This window comes from Nocardia heshunensis, assembly GCF_054782115.1.
Map to the genome: position 1 here is coordinate 255,082 of NZ_BAAGTC010000005.1, position 22,494 is coordinate 277,575.

Here is a 22,494-nt window from a genome sequence, read left to right on the forward strand (position 1 = left end):
AGGTCAGTAGGCGGTTTCGCCTCGGGTGATGGTGCCGATGGTTTTGGCGATGAGGAGGAGATCCAGGACCATGGACCAGTTTTCGACGTAGGAGAGGTCGAGGCGGGTGGCGTCTTCGGGGGTGGGGGTGGTGCGGCCGCGGACTTGCCAGAGGCCGGTGATGCCGGGTTTCACCAGGAGGCGGCGGCGGGTTACGCCGTCGTAGGTGTCGACTTCGCGCTGGATGCGGGGGCGGGGGCCGACGATGCTCATGTCGCCGCGCAGGACGTTGAGGAACTGTGGCAGCTCGTCGAGGGAGTATTTGCGGATCAGCTTGCCTACCGGGGTGATTCGGGGGTCGGCGCGGATCTCGAGGGTGTCGCCTTCGATGAGGGCGGTGAGATGGGTGTCGGTGTCGTCGTACATGCTGCGGAACTTGAGCATGCGGAACGGACGGCCGTCGCGGCCGATGCGTTCGGAGGAATAGAGGACGGGACCGGGGCTGGTGAGCTTGACCGTGAGGGCGAGCAGGGCCAGGGCGGGGGCGATGGCCAGCAGGGCGGTCAACGCGAAGCAGAAGTCGAAGACGTCCTTGCGAACGGATTTGGCGCTGTCGTATTGCGGCTTCTCGACGTGCAGCATGGGCATGTCGGCGACCACGCGGTGCGTGAGGCGGGTGCCCGCGATATCGACGAGGCCGGGAGTCACGATGAGTTCTGCGCCCAACTCGTCCAGTTCCCAGGCCATGCGCCGGAAGTCGGCGGGTCCGAGGTTGTCGGTGGCGGTGACCGCGACGGTGTCGGCCCCGGTGCGGCGCACGGCGTCGATCACGCCGTGATCGCTTGCGACAATGGGGATTTCGCGACCCCCTACCTCCAGGAAGCGTTCGGCGACCGACTCCTCGTCCCGGGTGCACACCCCGATCACCTGGTAGCCGGAGTCACGGTCGCGAGAGAAGGCTGCCACCATGGCGCGCGCCGCCGCGGGACTGCCGACCACCAGCATGGCGATGCGATAGCCACCGTGGGCGCGGCGGGTGGCCACCCAGCGTCGCCACAGCCGCCGTTCGGCCATCAACCCGGCCATGCCCAGCGGCAATGCGATAGCCAGATATCCGCGGGCGATGTCGATCCGCAGCAGCAGCGACACGATGGCGATGCCACCGAACAGTCGCAGTGACGCCACCACCACGCGCCGGTATTCCTCTGTACCGCAGCCGATTACCCGAGGCGAGCGGGTACCACTGAGCGTGAGCGTGGCCGACCAGGCCAGCACCAGCACCGCCGACACCACGGTGTAGCGAACTTCCATCGGTAGCTGGGCGGTCAGTGGCGACGCCGCGCCGGTGCTGCCGAACCGAACAAATTGCGCAACCGCGACGCAAATTCCCAGCACGAATAGGTCGCTGACAAATAACCGACGCGCGTAATCCGCTTGCCAGCGTTCACGATCCGAACGCGGCTCCGGCTTCGGTGTCCGGTTCCCGCGCACGGGACGACCGGCGGAAATGGGGTAACTCATGAAACGAACGCACCTCCCCCACGGGAGAACTTGGTTCCGATCCCCGCTGATCAGTTCCACGAACGGGCAGACGCCGGTTTCCCAAGGGCTTTCATGGCCATGACAACCGATCTGACCGCCGCGTTTTTCGGCGGACAGATGCCGAATGTTACACACCGGAGGTGGCGTTCAGGCTGTATCCCGCACGCGCTCAACGTTTCCGGAAAGTAACGGGTTCGAAGGCAACCGGTCGGCCTCCTCAACCCCCTAATTTTCCCCTATTCGCAAAATCGCAGGTCGCGCACCCGCGACACACCGTGTGAGCTGGGCGAAACCCTTGTGCCGCAAGGCTCGAGCGGTTGCCGACCGGACGCCCCGTTCTGCGAGTCGCAGAAATCCAGTTGTTTTGGCACTATCCGTCACCGGATCGACCCGGTGGCGGCGCTCAATCCTGTTGTAACGTAAGGCCGGACCGAGCCGACCACAGGTCATCCGATGCTGCGAGGGGCAGCCGGGCTCGGTGAAAGGTGGGGAAGTTTCGTGGAATGTCGTCTATGTGATTCGCGGAGTTTGATCTCCGTTCTCGACCTGGGTGCCACACCGCCGTGCGAAAAGTTTCTCACCGCGGCGGAGTTGGACCTGCCGGAACCGACATATCCCCTGAATCTGCGCCTGTGCGAAAACTGCTTGCTGCTGCAGATTCCGGCCCTGATCACTCCGGAAGAAACCTTCACGGAATACGCCTATTTTTCGTCATTTTCGGATAGCTGGGTTCAGCATGCAAAACTCTTCCTGGATGACGCGATCACCCGGCTCGATCTGAACGACAGCAGTTTCATTGTCGAGGTGGCCAGCAACGACGGCTACCTGCTGCAGCACGCCGTGGCCGCGGGCGTGCCCTGCCTGGGCATCGAGCCCTCGGTGAATGTCGGTGCGGCAGCACGGGACAAGGACGTCCCCACCGAGACCGCCTTCCTCGACGAGGAGCTCGCAGCCCGCGTGCGAGCCGAGCACGGCCCAGCAAATCTGTTGGTGGCCAACAATGTATACGCCCATATACCCGATCTGCGCGGCTTCACCCGCTCGCTGCGGACCCTGCTGGCCGACGACGGCTGGCTGTCCATCGAGGTGCACCACGCGCTGAACCTGGTGGCGCTGGCTCAGTTCGACACCATCTATCACGAGCACTTCCAGTACTACACACTGTTGTCCGCGCAACGCGCCCTCGCCACCGCGGGTCTCGAGGTCGTCGACTGCGAGATGATCGGCACCCACGGCGGTTCACTGCGCGTCTGGGCGCGCCCCGAAGGCGTGGGCACACCGACCGCGCGTGTGGCCGAGGTACTGAAGCTCGAGGCCGACGCCGGTCTGCACGAGGTGGCGGGCTATCTCGACCTGCGCCCCGACACCGAACGCGTCCGCCAGGATCTGCTGCGATTCCTGTTGGAGGCCAAGGCATCCGGCAAGCGCGTGGTCGGCTACGGCGCACCGGGCAAGGGCAATACCCTGCTCAACTACTGCGGCATCCGCACCGACCTGCTCGAGTACACCGTCGACCGCAATCCCTACAAGCACGGCCGATTCACACCCGGCACCCGGATTCCGATACACGAACCGGAGCGCATCGACGCCGATCGCCCCGATGTGGTGCTGGTGCTGCCCTGGAATCTGGAGCGCGAGATCACCGCGCAGCTGAGCCATCTGCTCGCTCGGGGGACCGAGCTGGTCTATCCCCTCCCCCACCTCCACCATGCGACGTTCGACGATGCCGCCGCACCCGATCATGCGGAAAGGCAAGCGAAGTGAAGGTTGTACTGTTCTGCGGCGGCTACGGCATGCGGATGCGCAACGGCACCGACGACGCCATCCCCAAGCCCATGCAGATGGTGGGCCCGCGCCCGCTGATCTGGCACGTCATGCGCTACTACGCGCACTACGGGCACAAGGACTTCGTGCTGTGCCTGGGCTACGGGGCCACCCACATCAAGAATTTCTTCCTGACCTATCAGGAGTCGGTGTCCAACGACTTCGTCATCCACGACGGCAAGGTCGAACTGCTGCAGTCCGATATCAGCGACTGGACCATCACCTTCGTCGACACCGGGGTGGAGTCGCCCATCGGTGAGCGGTTGCGCCGGGTGCGCGGCCACCTCGAGGGTGAGCCGTACTTCCTGGCCAACTACGCCGACGTGCTCACCGACGCCCCGCTCGACGAGATGATCGGCAAGTTCCAGACCTCCGGGGCCGCGGCGTCGATGATGATCGTGCCGCCCGCCTCCACCTTCCACTGCGTGAATGTGAACTCCGCCGGGGAGGTCAAGACCATCACCCCGGTCACCGAGCTGCCGCTGTGGATGAACGGCGGCTATTTCGTGCTGACCCCGGAGATCTTCGACCACATTCCGCCCGGCGGTGACCTGGTGGCCGACGGCTGCGGCGCGCTGGCCGAGCAGGGCCGGTTGTTCGGCTATCAGCATCACGGATTCTGGAAGCCCGCCGACACGTTCAAGGAGCGCGCCGAGCTCGATTCCGGCTATCAGCAGGGTGATCGGCCCTGGATGGTGTGGGAGCGTACCGGCGTGCGTGGCGCATGATCCGACTCGACACCGCCGCGGTCACCGAGATCGCACTGCTGGCCGCCCATTGCGATGATCTCGCCATCGGGATGGGCGGGACACTGCTCACGCTGGCGAATACCGTTCCGGGACTGCGGGTCCGGGCGCTGGTGCTCTCCGGCGCGGGCACCGAGCGGGCCGCGGAGGAGCGGGCTGCGCTCGAATCCTTCTGCCCCGGAGCGGAACTGGATCTGCGCATTCTCGACGTGCCGGACGGTTACGCGCCCGCGCACTGGGGCCGGGTCAAGGACGCCGTTGCCGCACTCCGTGACGGCAGCGCCGCGGACCTGGTGTTCTGCACCCAGCGCGGGGACGCCCACCAGGATCATCGACTGCTGGCGGAGTTGGCCCCCACCGTGTTTCGCGACCACCTGATCCTCGGCTACGAGATCCTCAAGTGGGAGACCGACACCCCGCAGCCCACGGTGTTCCACCCGCTGCCGACCGACCTCGCGCAGCGCAAGGCCGAGCTACTGATGAAACATTATCCATCCCAACGGGATCGGGACTGGTTCGACGAGGAGTCCTTCCTGGCCCTGACCCGGCTGCGCGGCGTGCAGTGCCGTGCCCGCCACGCCGAGGCCTTCCTGCTCGACAAGGCCACCATCACTTTCGGAGGTGCATAGTCATGCGCGTGCTCGTCACGGGGCATCAGGGGTATCTGGGCACCGTCATGGTGCCGTGGCTGCAACAGGCCGGTCACGACGTCACCGGTTTGGACATCGGCTATTTCGCCGAATGCGTGCTCGGTGACGCACCGCCCGCGCCACCGACCATCAGCGTGGACCTGCGCGATGTGACCGCCGAGCAGCTGGCCGGATTCGACGCGGTCGTGCACCTGGCGGCGCTGTCGAACGATCCGCTCGGCGCGCTGGCCCCGGAGATCACCTACGACATCAATCATCACGCCTCGGTGCGGCTGGCCCGGCTGGCCAAGCAGGCCGGGGTGCGCCGATTCCTCTACGCCTCCACGTGTTCGGTGTACGGGGCGGCCGGGGACGGCCTGGTGGCCGAGGGCGCGCCGCTGCGCCCGCTCACCCCCTACGCCGAATCCAAGGTGCGGGTCGAGGACGATATCGTCGCCCTCGCCGACTCCGGCTTCTCCCCGGTCTCGCTGCGCAATGCCACCGCGTTCGGCTTCTCGCCGCGGCTGCGCGCCGACATCGTGCTCAACAACCTGGTCGGCTACGCGGTGCTCACCGGCGAGGTGAAGGTGCTCTCCGACGGCACGCCGTGGCGGCCGCTGGTGCACGCCCAGGACATCGCGGCGGCCTTCGCCACCTGTCTGGAGGCTCCCCTCGAGGCGATTCACTGCCGGGCGTACAACATCGGCACCGAAGCCAACAATCTGACCGTGGCGCAGATCGCGCAGGCGGTGGTCGACGCGGTCCCGGAATCCACGTTGCTCATCACCGGCGAGAGCGGCGCGGATCCGCGATCGTATCGGGTCGATTTCTCCTACGCCCGAAAGGAACTCGGCTTCGAGGCGCAGTGGAGCATTCCCGACGGCGCGGCCGAGCTGTACAAGGAGTACATCGCGCGCGACCTCACCGCCGACGCCTTCTTCCAGCGCTTCACCCGGCTGGCGCACCTGACGTCGCTGAAGGAGGCCGGGGTGCTCGACGACGAGCTGCGCCGCCTCGGGACCGGGGCGTGACCTCGGTGCGCATCGAGACGACCGACCTCGCGGATGTGCTGCTGCTGACCCCGCAGCCGCATCGTGACGACCGCGGCCTGTTCACCAGGACCTTCGACGCCGAGGAGTTCGACGCCCACCTCGGCACGCCCGGGACGTCCGCGAGCTTCGTGCAGGATTCGCAGTCGCGCTCCGGGCGCGGGGTGGTGCGCGGCATGCACGGGCGGTCGGGGCGCGGGGAGGCGAAGCTGGTGCGCTGCGCGCACGGCGCGGTGCACGATGTGCTCGTCGACATCCGCCCGGAGTCGCCGACCTTCGGGGTGCAGCAGGCATTCCTGTTGGACGACACCGATTTCCGGCATCTCTACGTCCCGCCGGGGTTCCTGCACGGCTTCCAGGCGCTGACCGAGGTCGCCGATGTCTGCTACCGCATCGACCGCCCGCACGACCCGGCCGAGGACCTGGGCGTGGCCTACGACGATCCGGAGCTGGCCATCGCCTGGCCGCAGCCGGTGACCGTGGTGTCGGCGCGGGACGCGGGCGCGGGGTCGTGGCGCGAGTTGCGCGCCGCGCTGGGGGCCTCCGCCTTATGAGCGGCGAACCGCTGTACGGGTGCCGCGGCTGCGGGCTGGGACCGCTGGTGCGGGTGCTGGACCTCGGGAAAATGCCTGCGGCGGACCACTTTCCGCCGTTGAAATCGGTTGATTCGGGTACCGAGTCGACGCATCCGCTGGCCATGGATCTGTGCGCCATGTGCGGGCTGGCGCAGCTCGCCCAGGACGACACCGTCACCGCCGAACCGCGCGGGGTGGAGCCGCAGGCGCTGCGGGACCAGGCCGCGGACGCGGTGTCGCGGGTGGCCGCGGCGGGCTGGCTGCCCGGCGAGGGCACGGTGCGCGAATTCGGCAGCCCGCACGGCGGCAGTTGGCTGCCGCTGCTGACCGAGCGCGGCTACACCGCGACCGCCCGGCCCGCCGACGTGGTGATCGACTGCTTCGGGATCATGCACGAACCCCATCAGCGGGTGGCCTTCGCACAGCGGGCGGCGGCCACCGCGCCGGGCGGGGTACTGCTGCTGCAGTTCCATTCGTTACACGCCATCGTGCGGCACGGACAGTGGAATGCGTTGCGGCACGGACATTTCGCCTACTACTCGCTCGACGCGCTGCAAGCCCTGTTGCGCTCGGCGGGGATGGTGGCGGTGACCGCGTGGGAGTTCGGGCTCTACGGCGGCACCGTGCTGGTGGCGGCCGTGCACGCACCCGCCGAATCCGATCCGGTGATCGCGCGCATCCGCGCGACCGAGGCCGCGGTCGCCGACCCGGCCGTGGTGCGCGGGCTGCAGGAGGCCGCGGATCGGCAGGCGCGGGCGCTGCGGAGTTGGCTCGAGTCCGAAAACGCCTCCGGCCACCGGGTTTACGCGTACGGTGCGGCATCACGGGCGGTGGCGCTGCTGCATCTGGCGGGCGCGCACCGGGGCCTGCTGGCCGGGGTGGCGGACGCCTCCCCCGGTAAACAGGGCCGCCGCATGCCGGGCACCGACATTCCGATCATGTCACCGGCCGAACTCGTTGCGGCGCAGCCGGATCGAGTGCTGCTGACGCTACCGGACCTATTGCCCGAGGTCGCCGCGCGGTGGCCCGAACTCGAAGGGAGGTGGATAATCGACGTGCCCGAATCACTATGAGAGCCAGCAGATTTGACCTGGCACACGCATGATCGAGCCGGGTATGCGGATTCATCGGCCTGTGATTGCGATCATGCGATTGCGCTCACACCCAGGACAATCGAGTGGGATAGTCTCAGCGTGGGGCCGATTATCGGCCGAGGGGGACGTATACCCACGTTCCAGCACCAACTGGGGAATCATCAAACACGCGTAGGCAATACGCTGCAACACCTGATGAGGGAATGGGATTCATCATGCGCAACACCAAGACCGCGCTTTCGCGCACCGCGGCAGTCGCCGCCGCCGGCACCGTCGGACTCGTGCTCAGCGGTGGCACCGGCGCCGCCGCGGTAGACGCCACCAACCAGATCGTCGATCAGCAGGGGCGGACCGTCGAGGCCATCTCGGCGGATACCAGGATCGATTGGGTGCCGCCGCTGGACGGCAATCCGCTCACCCGGGAGTGGTTCCACAACGGCAAGGCGTGCTTCCACGTCGACGCCCCGGCCGACACCCCGTGGAACGGCCACATCACCATCGGTTACCAGGTCGGCTATCCGGCAACGCTGTCGGGCAAGATCTCCTTCCAGTACCAGACCCCGGGCCTGGAACTCGAGCTCGGCGCCAACCACGCCCAGGCCGACGTCTTCAATCTCATTCCGACCCTGGGCATTCAGCTCGATGTCGGCTTCGGTCCCGGCATCCAGTCCGTGGACGCCGCCGGTGGCGACGTCTCCGGCACCGACGGCTGCATCACCATGTCGGGCTTCCACGGCACCGTGACCGGTGTCCTGGGCACCACCACCATCCGCCCGTTCGTGCGGCTGGTGAGCGGCAGCGGCGATACCGTCGTCGCCTACGGTCCGCTGTCGAGCATCTGAGCATCGGGTCCGCGCGGGCGCGTTCAGGCGCCCGCCGGACCCGCTCAGCGCCTACCGGATCGGCTCAGGCAGGTTCCGCGAGAACGGTTGGGGCACTGCGCCCCCGGAGAGTGACGGTGTCCGCATCCCGCCACCGCCGGGCTTCCTGCGAATCGGCGGCCAGCACCGCCTCGGTCGCGGCGAGCACCCGCCCGGCCCGGGATTTGGCCAGATCCGACAGTCGCGCCGACTGATTCACCGCATCACCGATCACGGTGTACTCATACCGTGCTTCCGCGCCGATATTGCCCGCGAACACCGGGCCGTGCGCGACACCGATCCCGAAGTCCAGCATGCCGGGCACCTCGTCGAGCGCTGACCGCAGCTCCCGGGCCGCCCGCAGCGCCGCCCCCGCCGGATCCAGATGCCCGACCGGCGCACCGAAGATCGCCAGCGCCGCATCGCCTTCGAACTTGTTGATGAAGCCGCCGCACTCGTGCACGGCGGTGACCACGAGGCGGAAGAAGTCGTTGAGCATGCCCGCCACCAACTCCGGCTCGTGGGTGGCCGCGAAGCTCGTCGAACCGGCCAGATCGATGAACAGCACCGCGACCGTGCGCACTTCACCGGTCAGCCCGCTGTCGTCACGCAGTGCCCGGCTGGCCACCTCCCGCCCGACATGCTTGCCGAACAGATCGTGCAGCCGCTCGCGCTCCTCGACCGCTGCGGCCATGGCATTGAATCCGGCCTGCAGCACTCCGGTTTCGGCGGTGTCGTAAACCTCCACCCGAGTGTTGAGCCGCCCCGCTGCGATGGCGGCCATCGCCTTGGTGACCTCACGCAGTGGGTCCGAAACGGACCGCGCCGCCAAGGTACTGCCGAACGCGCCCGCATACAGCCCCAGCACCGCTGCGGCGAGCACCGGACCACGCACATCCCGCACAACGATCAGGTGCGATCCGAGATACTGATCGACCACCAGCACCACGATCAGAATGTACGAGGAAGCCCCGAACAGAAACCAGCTGACCAGCATTCGATTCGCGACCCCGTGCCGCGGCACCGGCAGCGCCGGCTGCCCAGCCAACGCCACCGCCCGAATCGGCCGCATGATCCGCTCCCCCACGAGGTAACTCGCCAGGCTGGACACGGCCCCACCACTCACCGCGGCCACTACGATCAGATACTGCATCCGCCACGACGAATCATGCTGCAGCACAACCAACACCAGCCCGAGCACCGCCCACGCGAGCGCCTGCAACATGGCGACCTGCGCAGGCAACCGCATCGCCTGCAACCGTTGCCGTGCATTCGGCTCGGCTGCGGCCGTGAACCATTGCCAGGTCGGCCGAATCACCAGCACCGTCAGCACGACCTCCGCGACAGCCGCCACCGCAACCACGACGGAGGCCGCCACCACTCGGAACTCCGGACCGCCGAGCAGCCGTATCACCACGACGGCAGCAGGCATCCGCAACAGTGCAGTGCTGCCTACATAGCCGGGCCAGAGCACCGCGCTCCCGGGACGGAGCAGCACACTCCGGCGGCTCCTTGTCGCCTCCGCTCCCGGCTCACCGGAGGTTTCGACGCGTGGCTCGCTGGTCATCGGCGTGCGCGCCCCGTCGGGATCCCGGTCTGTTCGGTCCGTTCAGGCCCGAAAGTCCTTGTGGTCATGGGCCTGTTGCCGGTCAGTGCAGGGGTGCGGGGCGGCGGAGGGCGGTGGTCAGGGTGCGGACGCTGACTCGTTCGGCGGCGGCGCGGGCGAGGCGGAGGTCGCCGCTGAGGACTGTGGCGCGGCCTACGTATTGGGGGTATTCGGCGGCGAGGCGGTGGTATAGGCGGAGCAGGTCGGTCAGTTTGGGGGCGGTGAGAGGGTCGCCGGTTGGCGCGGCGGTGGGATCTCGGTGGGCGGCGAGGGTTTCGGGCATGCCGTAGAAGGCACCGAGGAGGCAGAGGCGGGCGATGAGGTCTGCGTTCATCGGGTAGCCGGGGTCGCCGCGGAAACCGCCGACGCGGTCGAAGTCCTGGCGGCGGAAGACCGTAGCGGCGGTGGGGCCGAAGTCGGCGGGGCCGCGTTGGACGAGGGCGCGGAGCACGGCGCGGGCGTCGCGGCGGCCCAGGAGGTTGGGCAGGCCGAGATCGGTCTGCCGCACGTGGCCGCTTGCATCGAGGACCTGGTATTTCGCGGTGCACAGCGCAATGCTGTTGTCGCCCAGGACTTCCAGCTGTCGCTCCAGTGCCCCGGGGAGCAGGGTGTCACCGGGGCAGACGACCTTCACGAAGCGGCCGGTGGTCAGCGAGACCGCCTTGTTCCAGTGCTCGCCGACGGGCAGGGCTTCGACATTGCGGTGCACGTGCACGCGGGGGTCGTCGAAGGCGTGCGTAAGGGCGGCGGTGTCGTCGGTGCTCGCATTGTCGAGGACGATCACCTCGACGTCGGTGTCCTGCTCGAGGAGCGAGCGTAGTGTCGTGGCCAGTGTCGGCCCCGCGTTGTCGGCCGGGACGCACACCGAGATGTTCTTCATTCATGCCCCCTGAACTGGTTCGGCGATCTTGCCGGGCAGGCGCTCACCTCCCGCCACGAGCCCGTACACCCGATCCAGACCCGCGCGCCCGACATCGATCTGCTCAACTGCCCTCTGCTGCAGCGTATCCCGCAATTCCGGTGCGGATTCCCACAACTGCCGAATCGCCCGTGTCAATTCGGTGTCGAGGTTGTCCGCATCCAGGTGCACGATCCGCAGACCGGCCGCGTCGGCGTCGGCGCCGAACATGTCAGCCAATCCATAGAATTTGTCGTCGTAGTACTGGGAGGCCGTTACAGCGACGGCCGGAATGCCCTGGGAGAGCGCGAATACCGCGAGGTGGTAGGCGCTGGTCACCAGCACCCGGCAGCGCGAGACCTGCCGCACCACCTCCTGGGCGGTGCCCGCGCGGCCGATGGCGGGCCGGGTGCGGGCCGCGCCGCTCACCAGCGGCAGGGTGTGGCGGCGGTCCTCGTCGTCGTGTTCGGAGACGATCAGCGGGGCCAGCGCGCTGTCGAGGGCGGCGGCTTCGCGGCGCAGCACCGTGCCGAGGGTGTCGCGGGCCGAATCGCTCACCTTGGTGCTGTCCGAGATGCGCAGGGACACACCGAGATCGGTGCCGATGCCGGGGCGGCGCAGCCGGTAGGCGAATTCGACCGCGTCGTCGCCGGTGATCATGATCCGGTCGTCGGGCACGCCGAGTTCGGCCAGCAGACGCGGCCCGTTCCGGCGCTCGCGCACGGCGATCAGGTCCGCGCCCGGCAGCACCTCCGCGGCGCGACGCCGCAGTCTCGGATCGCCCATCGGGCCCAGGCCCTGGCCGATCAGCACATTCGGAATGCCCCGGCGCTGAGCGGCTTCCAGCAGTTCGAGGGTGCGGTGCGCCTGGTGGCGGTTGCCGTCGTTCAGGTAGCCGCCGCCCAGGGCGAGCACCAGATCCGCGTCGGCGACCGCGCCGGGCACCGGCGGCAGGGCGGTGGGCTCGGGTTCCGCGGTGGCGAACCGGCGCACCTCCTTGCGCGCCCAGTCCGTGACGCCGCGCAGACGGCGCATTGGGACCTCGGTTGCGGCACGCCATTGCGTGGCGGCCGGGCCGAGCAGGTGGATACCGGCCTGCTCGTCCAGCAGGCCCGCCAATCCGCTTCTGCCCCAATGCCCGCCGGTGTTCGCGACCACCGGTTCGGCGTGCGGCACCACCCCGCGTAGCAGGTGTGGCGCGTCGGTGAGCAGGCCGACGCGAGCCTGCGGCCAGTATGCGCGCAGGCGTTCGACCGTCATCACCATCATCGCGATGTCCCCGCGATTGCGGAGTCCGTACTCGCCGTTGTCGACGAGCACTCGCACTGTCCCGGCACCGTCCCCCGCGCCAGAGTTCCCCACGCTCGATTCCTTCCGATGGGCGGCCCGAGCAATTCCGAGCGAATGTATCGCACGACCAGCAGGGAGCGCTACACGAGTGCGGACCGCCCGCTACGCGAAATCGGTTCGTTCACACACTGATCCGAGGACGGCGCTCAGCCCGTCAGACCCGGAACGGAGATCTTGCTGCACAGCCAGTGGCCGTCCACGTAATCCATGGCCATCGGAATGGTCTGGGTGCGCTGGTTGGCGTCCTTGCCGTTGACCGTGTCCACCAGGTCGAAGACGCCGCTGAGTTCGTAGTGGGTGCCGCTGCCGCTCGTCACGGTGCATTTGCCGCTGGGTGAGCGGGTGGGCGTGCCGGATTCCACCAGCAGTCGCAGGACCGGTAGGTAGGTCTGCGCCTGGCTCTTCCACGCGCCGGTGGCGCCGTCCTCGACCTTGGTCTGCCAGGCGTCACCGTTGCTGTAGTCGTAGGTGTTGAGCAGTTCGCCGTAGGCGCAGGCCGCCTTGGTGGCGGCGTCCTGGGAGGCGTCCGCGGGGATGGGGGCGCTTCCGCTGCCCGGTGCGGCGGCGCCCGGCTGTGGGGTGGCGCCGAAGCGGAGATTGATTGCGCCGGTGCCGAATCCGATGCCGAGCCCGCCGGCGACCACGATCAGGGTGACGAAGGCCGCGATGAGCGCGGTGCGCCGACGGCGGGGCCGGGCGGCCGGGGCGGGGCTCGGCGGCGTGAACCGGTCCGGCGCGGCATCCACCGGATGGGGTCCGCTACCGGCCGGGCCCGGAAACGTCGCGGCGGGGACGTCCGGCTGCGAGAAGTACTGCCACAGCGGGCCGATCTGGCCCGGCTGCGTGGTGAACTTTCCCCCCGACGCATCGGACGGGCCCGGCTGAGATACGAATTGTCCCGGCTGGGAATTGATCTGTGTCGGCAGCACACCGGACGGACCGGTCACGATGTCGGGTCTCCGGGTGCCGGGCCCGCTCGGTAGACCCGTTTGGATGGGGACGCTGGGTCTGGTGATCTCACCGGTGAATTCGCTGGGGTTCAAGCCCGGGTGCGAGGCGGGTGCGGCGAGATTCATCGGTCCGGTGATCGGCCGGGCGGGTGTCTCGCCGCGCCCCCACGGGCCCGCGGTGCCAGGCGCGGCGGTAAGGGCCCGCGCGGCCGCGACCGCGAGTTCGCCGCAGCTGCCGAAGCGCTGATCGCGATCCTTGGCCAGCGCGTTGCGGATGACATCGTCGAAGGCGGCGGGCACAGCCGGATTGATTCGACTCGGCCGTGGGATCTCCGCACCCAGGTGGGCGGCCACCAGTTGCGCCGTGGTCTCCCCCGGATAGGGCAGCTGCGCGGTCAGCATGTGAAACAGCGTGCAGCCCAGGGCGTACACGTCGGCGCGCTGATCGACGTCGGTGCGTAGCTCGAACTGTTCGGGCGCGGCGTACTGGAAGCTCGCGTACATCTCACCGGTGCGGGTCAGCGCGCTGGTGTGGTCCACCGCCTTGGCGATCCCGAAGTCCGCCAGGTACACATGCTGATCCGGCCCCCACTCCAGCAGGATGTTCGCCGGTTTCACATCCCGGTGCAGCACGCCCGCCCGATGCGCGTGATCGAGTGCCCGCGCGGTCTCGCCGATGATGCGCACCGCGTGATCCGCCCGGAGCGGCCCGTCGCGCAGCACCGCGGACACATCGGTGCCCTCGACGTATTGCATGGACATCCACAGCCGGTGCTCGTCGTCGCCGCGGGCATACACCGCAACGATATTCGGGTGCGAGAGCCGGGCCGCGGTATCGGCCTCGCGCAGGAACCGGGCGCGCACCTCCGGATCGTCGGCCTTCCCCACGCCCAGCAGCTTCAACGCGACCGGCCGCGGCAGATCCCGGTCCCGGGCGAGGTACACCTCGCCCATTCCGCCCACGCCCAGCAGCCGTTCCACGGTGTACCCCGCGAATACCTGCCCCTGCGCGAGTGTCCGCCCCACTGCCTACCCTCCGACCACGTCCTGGTGCCGCTCACCGTAACGCAGATCCCCGGAGACGGTAGTTCCGTTAACCGGCCCCCTCCACGGCGAACCGTAGATCGGTGATCTGCCCCGGATCATCGCAGCGAATCTTGCGCAGCCGCACCCGCATATCGCCGTCGAACAAGCGCACGCCCTGCCCGAGCAGCACCGGCACCAGGTGCACCACGATCTCGTCGATCAATCCCTTCGCCAGACACTGCCCCGCCAGATTCGCCCCGAACACCCCGACTTCCCGATCCCCGGCCGCCTGCCCGGCGATCTCGACCGCTTCGGCCACCCCGCACGACAGGAACGTGACGGCCGGATCCTCCGGCACGTCCTCGATCCGATGCGTCAGCACGAACACCGGACCGGACCACATGCCGCCGTACGTCTTCCGTTCCCCACCGTCCGGCTTGTTCCCCAGGTCGTAACCGCGTCGCCCGGACAACACGGCCCCGGTCCGCTCCATCGTCTCGACGCCGAGCGGCCCCGCCGCCCCATGCCCGAACATCCACTCCACCGAATCATCCTCCGGCGCAATGAACCCATCCAACGACATCGTGATATGCCACAGCACTTTCGTCATACCTGAACAGACGGACAATCCATGCCGAAATCATCGGCCGACAGGCGAATCGCGGACATTGTGTCGCGTATTTCACGCTGACCGACTATGCATGGAATCCGAAGGGATTCGAGCACAGTGGAACAGGGTGAGGCAGTGGGTGGTGGCGGGGCCGGTGGGGCTTTGGTGACCGGCGGGGCGGGGGATGTCGGGCGGGCGGTGGCGCGCCGGCTGGTGGCGGCGGGGCAGCCGGTGTGGGTCGCCGATGTCGACGCCGAATCCGCGCGGGACTACGCGCAGGAACTGGCGGCGTACGGCGCGGAGCTCGGGGTGCGCACTGCCGCACTGGAACTGGATCTGACCCGCGAGGACAGCATCGAGGCGGCCGTGCGGGCGGTGGGCGGGCAGGTGTCGACGGTCGTGCACTGCGCCGGGGTGGCGGTGGTGGAACCGTTCCTGGACAGCGGAACCCTGGCCTGGGATCTCATGTTCCAGGTGAACCTGCGCGGGCCGATGCGGCTGACCCAGCTGCTGCTGCCCGGCATGCTGGATGTCGAGTCCGCGCGCATCGTGTTCGTCGCCTCCGACGGCGCTCGCGCCGGGGCGTCCGGTGAAACCGTCTACGCCGCCTCGAAATCCGGACTGTTCGGTTTTGCCAAGTCGCTGGCGCGCGAAGTGGCCCGCCACCGCATTACCGTCAACGTGGTGTGCCCCGGTCCGCTCGAGGGTCGAATGGTCGCCCGCGCCATGGCCGATCATCGTGACACGCTCGCCGCGCTCGAGAAAGCCATCCCCCTCAAACGCCTCGGTCGACCGGACGAAGTAGCCTCCCTCATCGCATGGCTCGCAAGCCCGGAAGCCAGCTATGTCACCGGCCAGCTGATCAGCGTCAGCGGCGGCATCACCATGCAATAGGAGTTGCAGACATGCCCACCGTGCCCATCGTCGACGCCCACATGCACCTGTGGGACACCGGCTCTCACGCCTGGTATCCGGGCCTGGCCCGGTTCGTCGACGCCGGAAAACCCGAGATCGCACGCAATTTCCTCCTGGCGGACTTCGATCGGGGGGTGGGCGAGGTCGAGGTGGGCGGGCTCGTGCACGTGTCGGCGACCACCGCGCCACAGGCGTATCTGGACGAAACCCGTTGGGTGGACGGCATTGCCGAGACCGACCCGCGGCCGTTCGCGATCGTCGGCGCGGTCGACGCGCGGCTGCCGCGGGCGGAGATGCTCGACCATCTCGAACAGCAGGCACGCACCGAACGATTCCGCGGGGTGCGGGTTTTCGAGGGACTGGCGCCGAATACGCCTGCGGCCGAGACCATCGCGAGCTGGCTGCAGGAACGCGACGGTGTCTTCGATCTGGTGGCCAAGCCGGAGGAGATCCTCGACTGGATCGACTTCCTGGCGGGGTATCCGCAATTGCGCGTCGTGCTCGAACATCTCGGGTTTCCGCAGGGCCGCTCCTCGGAGAAGCGGGCAGTGTGGCACAACGCGGTCTCGTTGGCGGCCAAGGAGACCCAGTGGCTGTGCAAGCTGTCGGGGTTCGGGCTGATCTGCCCGGATCTGGCGTGGCCGACGCTGGAGTACTGGCTGGAATCCAGTGTGTCGCTGTGGGGGTGGCGGCGGTTGATGTTCGCGTCGAACATGCCGGTGGATTCCATGGCCGGGACCTACACCGAGTTGGTGTCGGCGATCGACCACATCGTGGGCACCGATGCCACCGATCAGGAGGCGGAGTTCTTCTACTCCACCAACGCGATCGACACGTATCGATTGGGGTAGCCGCATCGGCGACCGGCTGGGTGCCGGTCGCCGATGCAGCGGGTCGTCAGTTGCGGTAGCGGAACAGGATTCGGCCCCTGGTCAGGTCATAGGGGCTCAGTTCCACCAGGACCCGGTCCTCCGGCATGATCTTGATGTAGTTCTTCCGGATCTTGCCGCTGATGTGTGCGAGCACCTGATGACCGTTCGGCAGCTGCACCGTGAAGGTGGCGTTGCGCAGGCAGTCCACCACGGTGCCCTCGATCTCGATTCCCTTGCCTTTCTTGCCATCCGTCATCGCAGCACCAGTTCCAGGTTGCTGCGCACGGCTCGCGCGCCGATGCCCTCGAACAGGGCGGTGGCGGCGAGATTGGAGTCCTTGACCTCGGCCGTCGCGGTATCGATGCCGCGGTCGTGCAGGACGCCCAGGGTGTGGGCCAGCAGGGCGCGGGCGATGCCGCGACGATGCCGATCCGCTTGGACGGCAAGTAAGCCGAGGCGTGGCATTCGGCTCACCTGCACCACGCGCAGCAGACCCACGTAGCGATCCGACTCGGCGGCCGCCACGTATTTCGACGGGTCCACGATGGTGTCGCCGGGGCCGCCGAGGATTTCGACGGGCATGTCCTGCCAGCCCGGGCCCGCCTCCACCTCGTCGCGGATGATGCGGTCCACCGCACGCAGCGGGCCTTCCGCGGCTCGACCGGCGGGGACGATCGTGACGCCCGGCGGGGGTTGCACCGCGTGCAATCCGGTGATGGCGGGATCGGTGGGTACCAAGTACTCCCATTCACGTCGGCGCGTCACGAAACCGGCTCGCTGCCAACACGACAGCAGGTCGGTGTCGTCCGCGTCGACGACGGTGTGCAGTGGCCTGCGCAGGGTGGCGAGCATGGCGGCCGCGATCCGGTCGAAGACCGCGTCGTGCCAGGCGTCGATGCTGACGAACAGGCGTCCGTCGGGCCGGTGGGAGACGTCGCCGTTGCCGACCACGCGATCGTGGTCCACGGCCTGCCAGTGGGTCAGTGCGACCCGGGTGACCTGCACGGCGGAATCGTCCGTGTGCGAGGTGATATCCGAAGTGTTCATTGTCGTCGCCTTTCGGGATGCCTTGTCAGGCAGTGGCTCCCGGCGACGGTGCGATCGTGCGCCTACCCGTGACGGCGAGAGGGAGCCCCAAACATCGGTGCTGTGTACATGGGTCTCACCTCCTTGCGGTGTGTCACGGTCGGGCAGCAGGCTAACAGACCTTCCGGATGTCGCGACAATTGTTTTTTGACCAGGGGTTTCACTGGCTACCGTCGGTAGTAGGCGACGCGGACCGGAGCGGCAGGCCATTTCGTGCCGGTCGCGCCCGGGGTGGGCTGCGGAGTGCCGGTGGTCAGTTCCAGGTCGAAGGCCGCGAGCACCCGGCACAGGATGACCAGCATCTCCGCCTCGGCGAACGGCTTGCCCAGGCAGCGATGTGTGCCCGCACCGAAACCGAAGAGCGAGTTCAGGTTCGCCTTGCCATCCTCCCCGAGGAAGCGGTCGGGGGCGTAGCCGAACGGGCAGTTGAGGCCGTCGGTCATGCGGTGGGTCTGCGCGGGTGCGGCCAGCACCAGCGTGCCCTCGGGAATCAGGTACTCGCCGACCTGGATGTCGGCGGTGACGCGGCGGGCCAACATCGGGGCGATCGAATGCTGATTCTCGCTCTCCTTCATGCAGGCGGTCAGCACGGTCATCCGATCCAGTGCGGCGCGATCGAGCCTGCCGTCCTTGACGATCCGGTCGGCTTCCTCGCGGGCACGGGCCAGGGTTCCGGCCTCGAGCAGCAGGTCGGTGAGGGTCCAGGCGAGCTGACCGGCGGTCGTCTCGTAGCCCGCCCAGGCCAGCAGCAGCACCATATCGACCAGGATTTCGTCCGGGACCGGGGTGCCGTCCTCGTAGCGCTGGGTGACCAACTGCTGCAGGAAGTCCGGTTCCGCCAGCGGGCGGGTGCGGCGGCGCTCGATCATCGCTCCCAAGGCGGCCTTGAGTCGGACCGCGGCGCGCTGGCTGCGCACATTGCGCGGAGTCTTCACCCAACGCGGCACGAAGGTCATGCCGTCGGAGAAGTTGCGGAACTCGCGGTAGAAGTCGGCGCCCATCTCCTGGGCCACCTGTTCGCCGAGGAAGCAGGTGGAGGCGATCCGGAAGACCAGGGGGCCGAACTCGGCCGTGAGATCGAATTCGCCCTCGTCCCCGAGGGATTCGAGGAAGGCGTCGGTTACCGCCTCGATGGTCGGGATGAACCCGGTGATCTGGGCGCGCTGGAACAGCGGGATCAGCACGCGCTGCTGACGGCGGTACTCGGATTCGGGAGCGAGGCTGTAGAAGCTCGGTGAGAACATCTTCTCGAAGAATGGTGTCGCACCCTGGGTGGAAAAATTCTTGCTGTGGAAGAAGATCCACGAATTCTCCGCCCCGAGCATCACCACCGTCTCATTGCCGAACATACGCATGCGAAAGGTCTGCCCGTGTTCGTCGAGCCCGCGCTGAAAAACTCGCTCCGGGTTTCGCATGAACTCGGGTCCGAGTCCGACCAGGGGCAGACCACCGGAAACCATGGGCGGCAAGGCATTCACAACTGTCATGGATCAACGCTAGAAATCCCGCCCCCAAACCTCCATCCCCCACCCTCGGAGGTCGATCATCCCCGCCGGTCACAGCCCCACACCGGATTTCCGGTCCGGAAATCCCACTGATCACCGATTGACGACTCCGCCACCGGCTGGCAATGTCGCGGGCGACGAACGGATTCGAGAGGGGTAATCGATGCCGAAAAACGTCGAATCAACTGTCGCCGCCGGAGCGAACAGAATCTCCACTGTGCTGGGCCCACGCACGATGCGCCGCCTCGCACGCTTCAACAAGCGAGTCACCAACCCGATCCAACTATTGTGGGCCACCCGCTTCTCCCACTACAGCGTCCTCGAACACGTAGGCCGCAAATCCGGCACCCCCGACACCTATGCCCTGACCGGCACACTGACACCGGTACATGCACCCAACCCCTGAGATCCCCACAATCAGCGGTCTGGTCCGGGGTAGCCATGAGCACGGTCTCGCGGTATTCCGTGGGATTCCCTACGCCGAGCCCCCATTCGGTCCACGACGCTTCCGCGTGCCGATACCGGCGAGGCCATGGAACGGCGTCCGCGAAGCCCTGACGTTCGGTCCCGCCGTACCGCAACGAGCACACCCCGGCGCGGTCATGACCGCCGAATCCGGCTGCCCCACCGACGGTTCCGACAACTGTCTCACCCTCAACATCTGGTCACCGGATCTCACCGCCCGGCTGCCGGTGATGGTGTGGATTCACGGCGGCGCGTACCTGGAGGGTTCCGCCGCCAATCCACACTACGACGGTGCCGCGCTTGCGAGCTGCGGCGTCGTGATGGTCAGCCTCAACTACCGCACGGGGTTCGAAGGATTTGCCCATATCTCCGGTGCGCCCGACAATCGCGGCATTCTCGACCAGATCGCTGCCTTGCGCTGGATACGCGACAATATCGCCGCATTCGGTGGCGACCCCGAAACCGTCACGGTGTTCGGTCAATCCGCGGGCGCGGGATGCATCGCGGCTCTACTCGCTATGCCCATGGCCCAGGGCCTGTTTCGACGCGCGATCATTCAGAGCCTGCCCGGGACCTACTTCTCGCCCGAACTGGCCGCCGCGATCTCGGAGACCATTGCCGACGAAGTCGGTACCCGTCCGACCCTCGACGATCTATCCCCCGTTCCCCCGCGCGCACTCCTCGACGCGACCTACGCGGTCATCGACCGCATGCCCGGGCTCGTCGACCTCTGGGGCCCGATGGCCCTGACCCCGACCCCCTTCTCCCCCATCGTCGACGGCACCGTCCTCCCCCAATCCCCCTGGCGCGCACTCGACAGCGGCGCTGCCCGCGGAATCGACCTCCTGATCGGCCACACCCGGGACGAATACCGGCTCATCGCAACCCATTGCGGCACCGAAGTCACCGACGCGAATCTCAACCAATCCCTTCACCATCTCGCCCCCATTCCACACGGTGCGACCGCCTATCGAGCTGCCCACCCCACGCTGTCCCCCGCCCTACTCCACGAACTCCTGCACGCCGACTGGCTCTTCCGCATGCCCACTCTCCACTTGGCCGTAGCCCACCACCCCTCGCCCACCTGGCTCTACGAGCTCACCTGGTCCTTCAACGAAACCGAGGGCGCATCCCACAGCCTCGACTTTCTCCTCCTCTTCAACACCCTCACCCCCGCCGACATTGGAAAACACCTCACTGCCCACGCCTCGGCACCCGCCGAGTTCGCCCACCTCGCCCGCGAAATCCGCACCGCCTGGACCGCTTTCGCTACAACCGGAAACCCCGGATGGCAACACCACACGCCCACCGACCCGCTTACTCGCGTCTACTCGGCCACCCCCACCACCGCCCTCTACCCAGAGGCCCGCTCCCACGACATCTGGAAAGCGCACCGCTTCGACACCCTCCCGCTCCCGCCTTCGCATGGAGACGCGGCGATAGGCTGAGCAGGTCGGTGGTGACGGCGCGCGAACGGGAGGGCTGCTGTGGAGCTTGGAACGGTGCGGCGGGGATTGCGGATGGCTTCGGTGCTCGCGGTGGGGGCGCTGGTTGTGGGTGGGTGTTCGGGTGGGTCGACGACTACCGCGACTACGACTGGGCAGGCGGGTGGGACTACTGCTGTGACTGTGACGGCGGGGCCTCAGCCGACTGGGGCGCAGGGGAATTCGAGTTCGGCTGCGCCGGGTGTGACCACTTCCGCGCCCGCTGCCATGTCTGGGTGTAGGACTGCGGATTTGACCGTGGCGTTGGGGCGGGGGGATGGGGCGGCGGGGAGTACTTATGTGCCGATCGTGTTTACCAATAATGGGGCGCGGGCGTGTTCGCTGACCGGGTATCCGGGGGTGTCTTATACGCAGGGGGCGGAGGGGGAGCCGGTGGGGCCGCCTGCTTCGCGGGAGGCGTTCGGGGGGAATGATGGGACCGAAGTGGTGGTGCTCGCGCCGGGTGGGCGGGGTGCGGCCACCTTGCGGACCGTTAATGATGTGGGGGTTTACCCCGCTGATAAGTGTGATCCTGTGGCCGTGGCGGGGTTGCGGATTTATCCGCCGGACAATACCGAGTCGGTCTTTATTGCTATGGCGCGTCAAACCTGCAGCAAGATAGGGATTTTGACGATTCGGGAAGTGGTCGCATACAACGGTTGAGCCGCGCGCCGCGGATGGATTGTCCGCGGCGCGGGGCATGGGGGTCCGCTATTCGGCAGCGGCGCGGATGATTTCGGCTACGGCGGTGGGCTGGGAGACGTAGATGGCGTGGCTGCCGGGGGTTTCGTGGACCTTGGCGCCGATGCGTTCGGCCATGGACTGCTGGGCGGCCGGGGGGATCATGCGGTCCTCGGTGACGTGCAGGTACCAGCTGGGCTTGACGCGCCAGGCGGCCTCGGTGATGGGGCCGGCCAAAGCTTCTACGCCCCAGGGGACTTGGGAGTCGGCGAGGAAGGCGCCGTCGGCGGGCGAGAGGTCGCCGGCGAAGGAGGCGTGGAACTTGGCGCGGTCGAGGAAGAGGTAGCCGTCGACGGGCGGCAGGATGGGCGGCTGGGGGCCGTCCTGGGGGAAGGTGGCGAGCAGGCTGTTCACCGATTCACCCTGGTCGGGGGCGAAGGCGGTGATGTAGACGAGGGCGGTGACGGACTCGTGCAGACCGGCCTCGGTGATGACCGCGCCGCCGTAGGAGTGGCCGACCAGCACCACGGGGCCGTCGATCTCGTCGAGGATGGCCTTGGTGGTGGCGGCGTCGTCGGCCAGCGACTTGGTGGCGTTCTGCACGACGCGGACGCGGAAGCCGTCGCGGGTCAGTTCGTCGTAGACGGCTCGCCAGCCGGAACCGTCCACGAAACCGCCGTGGACGAGGACGACGGTCTTATCGGTTGCGGGCATGTCATTGCTCCTTCGAGTCGACGCTGGTCTGACA

Annotated in this window: 22 protein-coding genes; 12 read left to right on the plus strand and 10 right to left on the minus strand. The window is 67.7% G+C overall.

From position 1 onward, the window contains the following. Nucleotides 1–3: 3 nt before the first annotated feature. Complete coding sequence (locus ACYVN4_RS19845) at nucleotides 4–1,500, minus strand: sugar transferase (protein ID WP_460723225.1); 1,497 nt, start codon at nucleotides 1,498–1,500, stop codon at nucleotides 4–6. A 519-nt stretch (nucleotides 1,501–2,019) separates the two neighbouring features. Between ACYVN4_RS19845 and ACYVN4_RS19850 the strand changes: the two genes are divergently transcribed. The 7 genes from ACYVN4_RS19850 to ACYVN4_RS19880 all read left to right on the plus strand — a co-directional run bounded on the left by ACYVN4_RS19850 (nucleotide 2,020) and on the right by ACYVN4_RS19880 (nucleotide 8,280). Further along, nucleotides 2,020–3,285, plus strand: a complete 1,266-nt coding sequence (locus ACYVN4_RS19850; protein ID WP_460723227.1) for a class I SAM-dependent methyltransferase — start codon at nucleotides 2,020–2,022, stop codon at nucleotides 3,283–3,285. Further along, a complete protein-coding gene (locus ACYVN4_RS19855) occupies nucleotides 3,282–4,073 on the plus strand; it encodes a sugar phosphate nucleotidyltransferase (RefSeq protein ID WP_460723229.1) in 792 nt (263 codons plus the stop codon). Before ACYVN4_RS19850 ends, ACYVN4_RS19855 begins: the two co-directional genes overlap by 4 nt. Continuing rightward, nucleotides 4,070–4,720, plus strand: a complete 651-nt coding sequence (locus tag ACYVN4_RS19860) for a PIG-L deacetylase family protein (protein ID WP_460723231.1) — start codon at nucleotides 4,070–4,072, stop codon at nucleotides 4,718–4,720. Before ACYVN4_RS19855 ends, ACYVN4_RS19860 begins: the two co-directional genes overlap by 4 nt. A 2-nt stretch (nucleotides 4,721–4,722) precedes the next feature. Next, a complete protein-coding gene (locus tag ACYVN4_RS19865) occupies nucleotides 4,723–5,751 on the plus strand; it encodes an NAD-dependent epimerase/dehydratase family protein (protein ID WP_460723233.1) in 1,029 nt (342 codons plus the stop codon). 5 nt (nucleotides 5,752–5,756) lie between these two features. Continuing rightward, nucleotides 5,757–6,323, plus strand: a complete 567-nt coding sequence (gene rfbC / locus ACYVN4_RS19870) for a dTDP-4-dehydrorhamnose 3,5-epimerase (protein ID WP_460724044.1) — start codon at nucleotides 5,757–5,759, stop codon at nucleotides 6,321–6,323. Further along, the gene (locus tag ACYVN4_RS19875) at nucleotides 6,320–7,417 is read left to right on the plus strand and encodes a class I SAM-dependent methyltransferase (RefSeq protein ID WP_460723235.1); all 1,098 of its coding nucleotides are present in this window, start codon (nucleotides 6,320–6,322) and stop codon (nucleotides 7,415–7,417) included. Before rfbC ends, ACYVN4_RS19875 begins: the two co-directional genes overlap by 4 nt. A 236-nt stretch (nucleotides 7,418–7,653) precedes the next feature. Continuing rightward, a complete protein-coding gene (locus tag ACYVN4_RS19880; protein ID WP_460723237.1) occupies nucleotides 7,654–8,280 on the plus strand; it encodes an MspA family porin in 627 nt (208 codons plus the stop codon). Between the two features lie 64 nt (nucleotides 8,281–8,344). Here ACYVN4_RS19880 and ACYVN4_RS19885 read toward each other — a convergent pair whose 3' ends face one another. The 5 genes from ACYVN4_RS19885 to ACYVN4_RS19905 form a co-directional block, all read right to left on the minus strand. Then, entirely contained in the window at nucleotides 8,345–9,796 is a 1,452-nt protein-coding gene (locus tag ACYVN4_RS19885) for an adenylate/guanylate cyclase domain-containing protein (protein ID WP_460723239.1), read from the minus strand. A 151-nt stretch (nucleotides 9,797–9,947) separates the two neighbouring features. Continuing rightward, entirely contained in the window at nucleotides 9,948–10,784 is an 837-nt protein-coding gene (locus tag ACYVN4_RS19890; RefSeq protein WP_460723241.1) for a glycosyltransferase family 2 protein, read from the minus strand. Next, entirely contained in the window at nucleotides 10,785–12,164 is a 1,380-nt protein-coding gene (locus ACYVN4_RS19895) for a polysaccharide pyruvyl transferase family protein (RefSeq protein WP_460723243.1), read from the minus strand. A 134-nt stretch (nucleotides 12,165–12,298) separates the two neighbouring features. Beyond that, on the minus strand, nucleotides 12,299–14,128 hold the full coding sequence (locus tag ACYVN4_RS19900; RefSeq protein WP_460723245.1) for a serine/threonine-protein kinase: 1,830 nt from the start codon (nucleotides 14,126–14,128) through the stop codon (nucleotides 12,299–12,301). A 67-nt stretch (nucleotides 14,129–14,195) separates the two neighbouring features. After that, on the minus strand, nucleotides 14,196–14,738 hold the full coding sequence (locus ACYVN4_RS19905; protein WP_460723247.1) for a dihydrofolate reductase family protein: 543 nt from the start codon (nucleotides 14,736–14,738) through the stop codon (nucleotides 14,196–14,198). Nucleotides 14,739–14,855: 117 nt separating this feature from the next. On the opposite strand from ACYVN4_RS19905, the gene ACYVN4_RS19910 reads away from it, so the two are divergent. Together ACYVN4_RS19910 and ACYVN4_RS19915 are read left to right on the plus strand one after the other, a co-directional pair. Continuing rightward, nucleotides 14,856–15,632, plus strand: a complete 777-nt coding sequence (locus ACYVN4_RS19910; protein ID WP_460723249.1) for an SDR family NAD(P)-dependent oxidoreductase — start codon at nucleotides 14,856–14,858, stop codon at nucleotides 15,630–15,632. 11 nt (nucleotides 15,633–15,643) lie between these two features. Beyond that, on the plus strand, nucleotides 15,644–16,504 hold the full coding sequence (locus tag ACYVN4_RS19915; protein WP_460723251.1) for an amidohydrolase family protein: 861 nt from the start codon (nucleotides 15,644–15,646) through the stop codon (nucleotides 16,502–16,504). Between the two features lie 46 nt (nucleotides 16,505–16,550). Here ACYVN4_RS19915 and infA read toward each other — a convergent pair whose 3' ends face one another. The 3 genes from infA to ACYVN4_RS19930 all read right to left on the minus strand — a co-directional run bounded on the left by infA (nucleotide 16,551) and on the right by ACYVN4_RS19930 (nucleotide 19,098). Continuing rightward, nucleotides 16,551–16,781, minus strand: coding sequence for a translation initiation factor IF-1 (gene infA / locus ACYVN4_RS19920; protein ID WP_460723253.1), 231 nt, complete (start codon nucleotides 16,779–16,781; stop codon nucleotides 16,551–16,553). Next, nucleotides 16,778–17,572: a GNAT family N-acetyltransferase gene (locus ACYVN4_RS19925; RefSeq protein ID WP_460723256.1), complete on the minus strand. Its 795-nt coding sequence runs from the start codon at nucleotides 17,570–17,572 to the stop codon at nucleotides 16,778–16,780. The genes infA and ACYVN4_RS19925 overlap by 4 nt, the downstream gene beginning before the upstream one ends. Nucleotides 17,573–17,778: 206 nt before the next feature. Then, complete coding sequence (locus tag ACYVN4_RS19930; protein ID WP_460723258.1) at nucleotides 17,779–19,098, minus strand: cytochrome P450; 1,320 nt, start codon at nucleotides 19,096–19,098, stop codon at nucleotides 17,779–17,781. 181 nt (nucleotides 19,099–19,279) lie between these two features. Between ACYVN4_RS19930 and ACYVN4_RS19935 the strand changes: the two genes are divergently transcribed. The 3 genes from ACYVN4_RS19935 (at nucleotide 19,280) to ACYVN4_RS19945 (ending at nucleotide 21,728) form a co-directional block, all read left to right on the plus strand. After that, on the plus strand, nucleotides 19,280–19,522 hold the full coding sequence (locus ACYVN4_RS19935; protein ID WP_460723260.1) for a hypothetical protein: 243 nt from the start codon (nucleotides 19,280–19,282) through the stop codon (nucleotides 19,520–19,522). Next, nucleotides 19,506–21,029 carry a carboxylesterase/lipase family protein gene (locus tag ACYVN4_RS19940; protein ID WP_460723262.1) on the plus strand — a complete coding sequence of 508 codons (1,524 nt, stop codon included), beginning with the start codon at nucleotides 19,506–19,508 and terminating at the stop codon, nucleotides 21,027–21,029. The genes ACYVN4_RS19935 and ACYVN4_RS19940 overlap by 17 nt, the downstream gene beginning before the upstream one ends. A gap of 264 nt (nucleotides 21,030–21,293) precedes the next feature. Next, a complete protein-coding gene (locus ACYVN4_RS19945; protein WP_460724045.1) occupies nucleotides 21,294–21,728 on the plus strand; it encodes a DUF4232 domain-containing protein in 435 nt (144 codons plus the stop codon). A gap of 48 nt (nucleotides 21,729–21,776) precedes the next feature. On the opposite strand, the gene ACYVN4_RS19950 is transcribed toward ACYVN4_RS19945, so the two are convergent. Further along, nucleotides 21,777–22,460, minus strand: coding sequence for an alpha/beta fold hydrolase (locus tag ACYVN4_RS19950; protein ID WP_460723264.1), 684 nt, complete (start codon nucleotides 22,458–22,460; stop codon nucleotides 21,777–21,779). Between the last annotated feature and the right edge of the window lie 34 nt (nucleotides 22,461–22,494).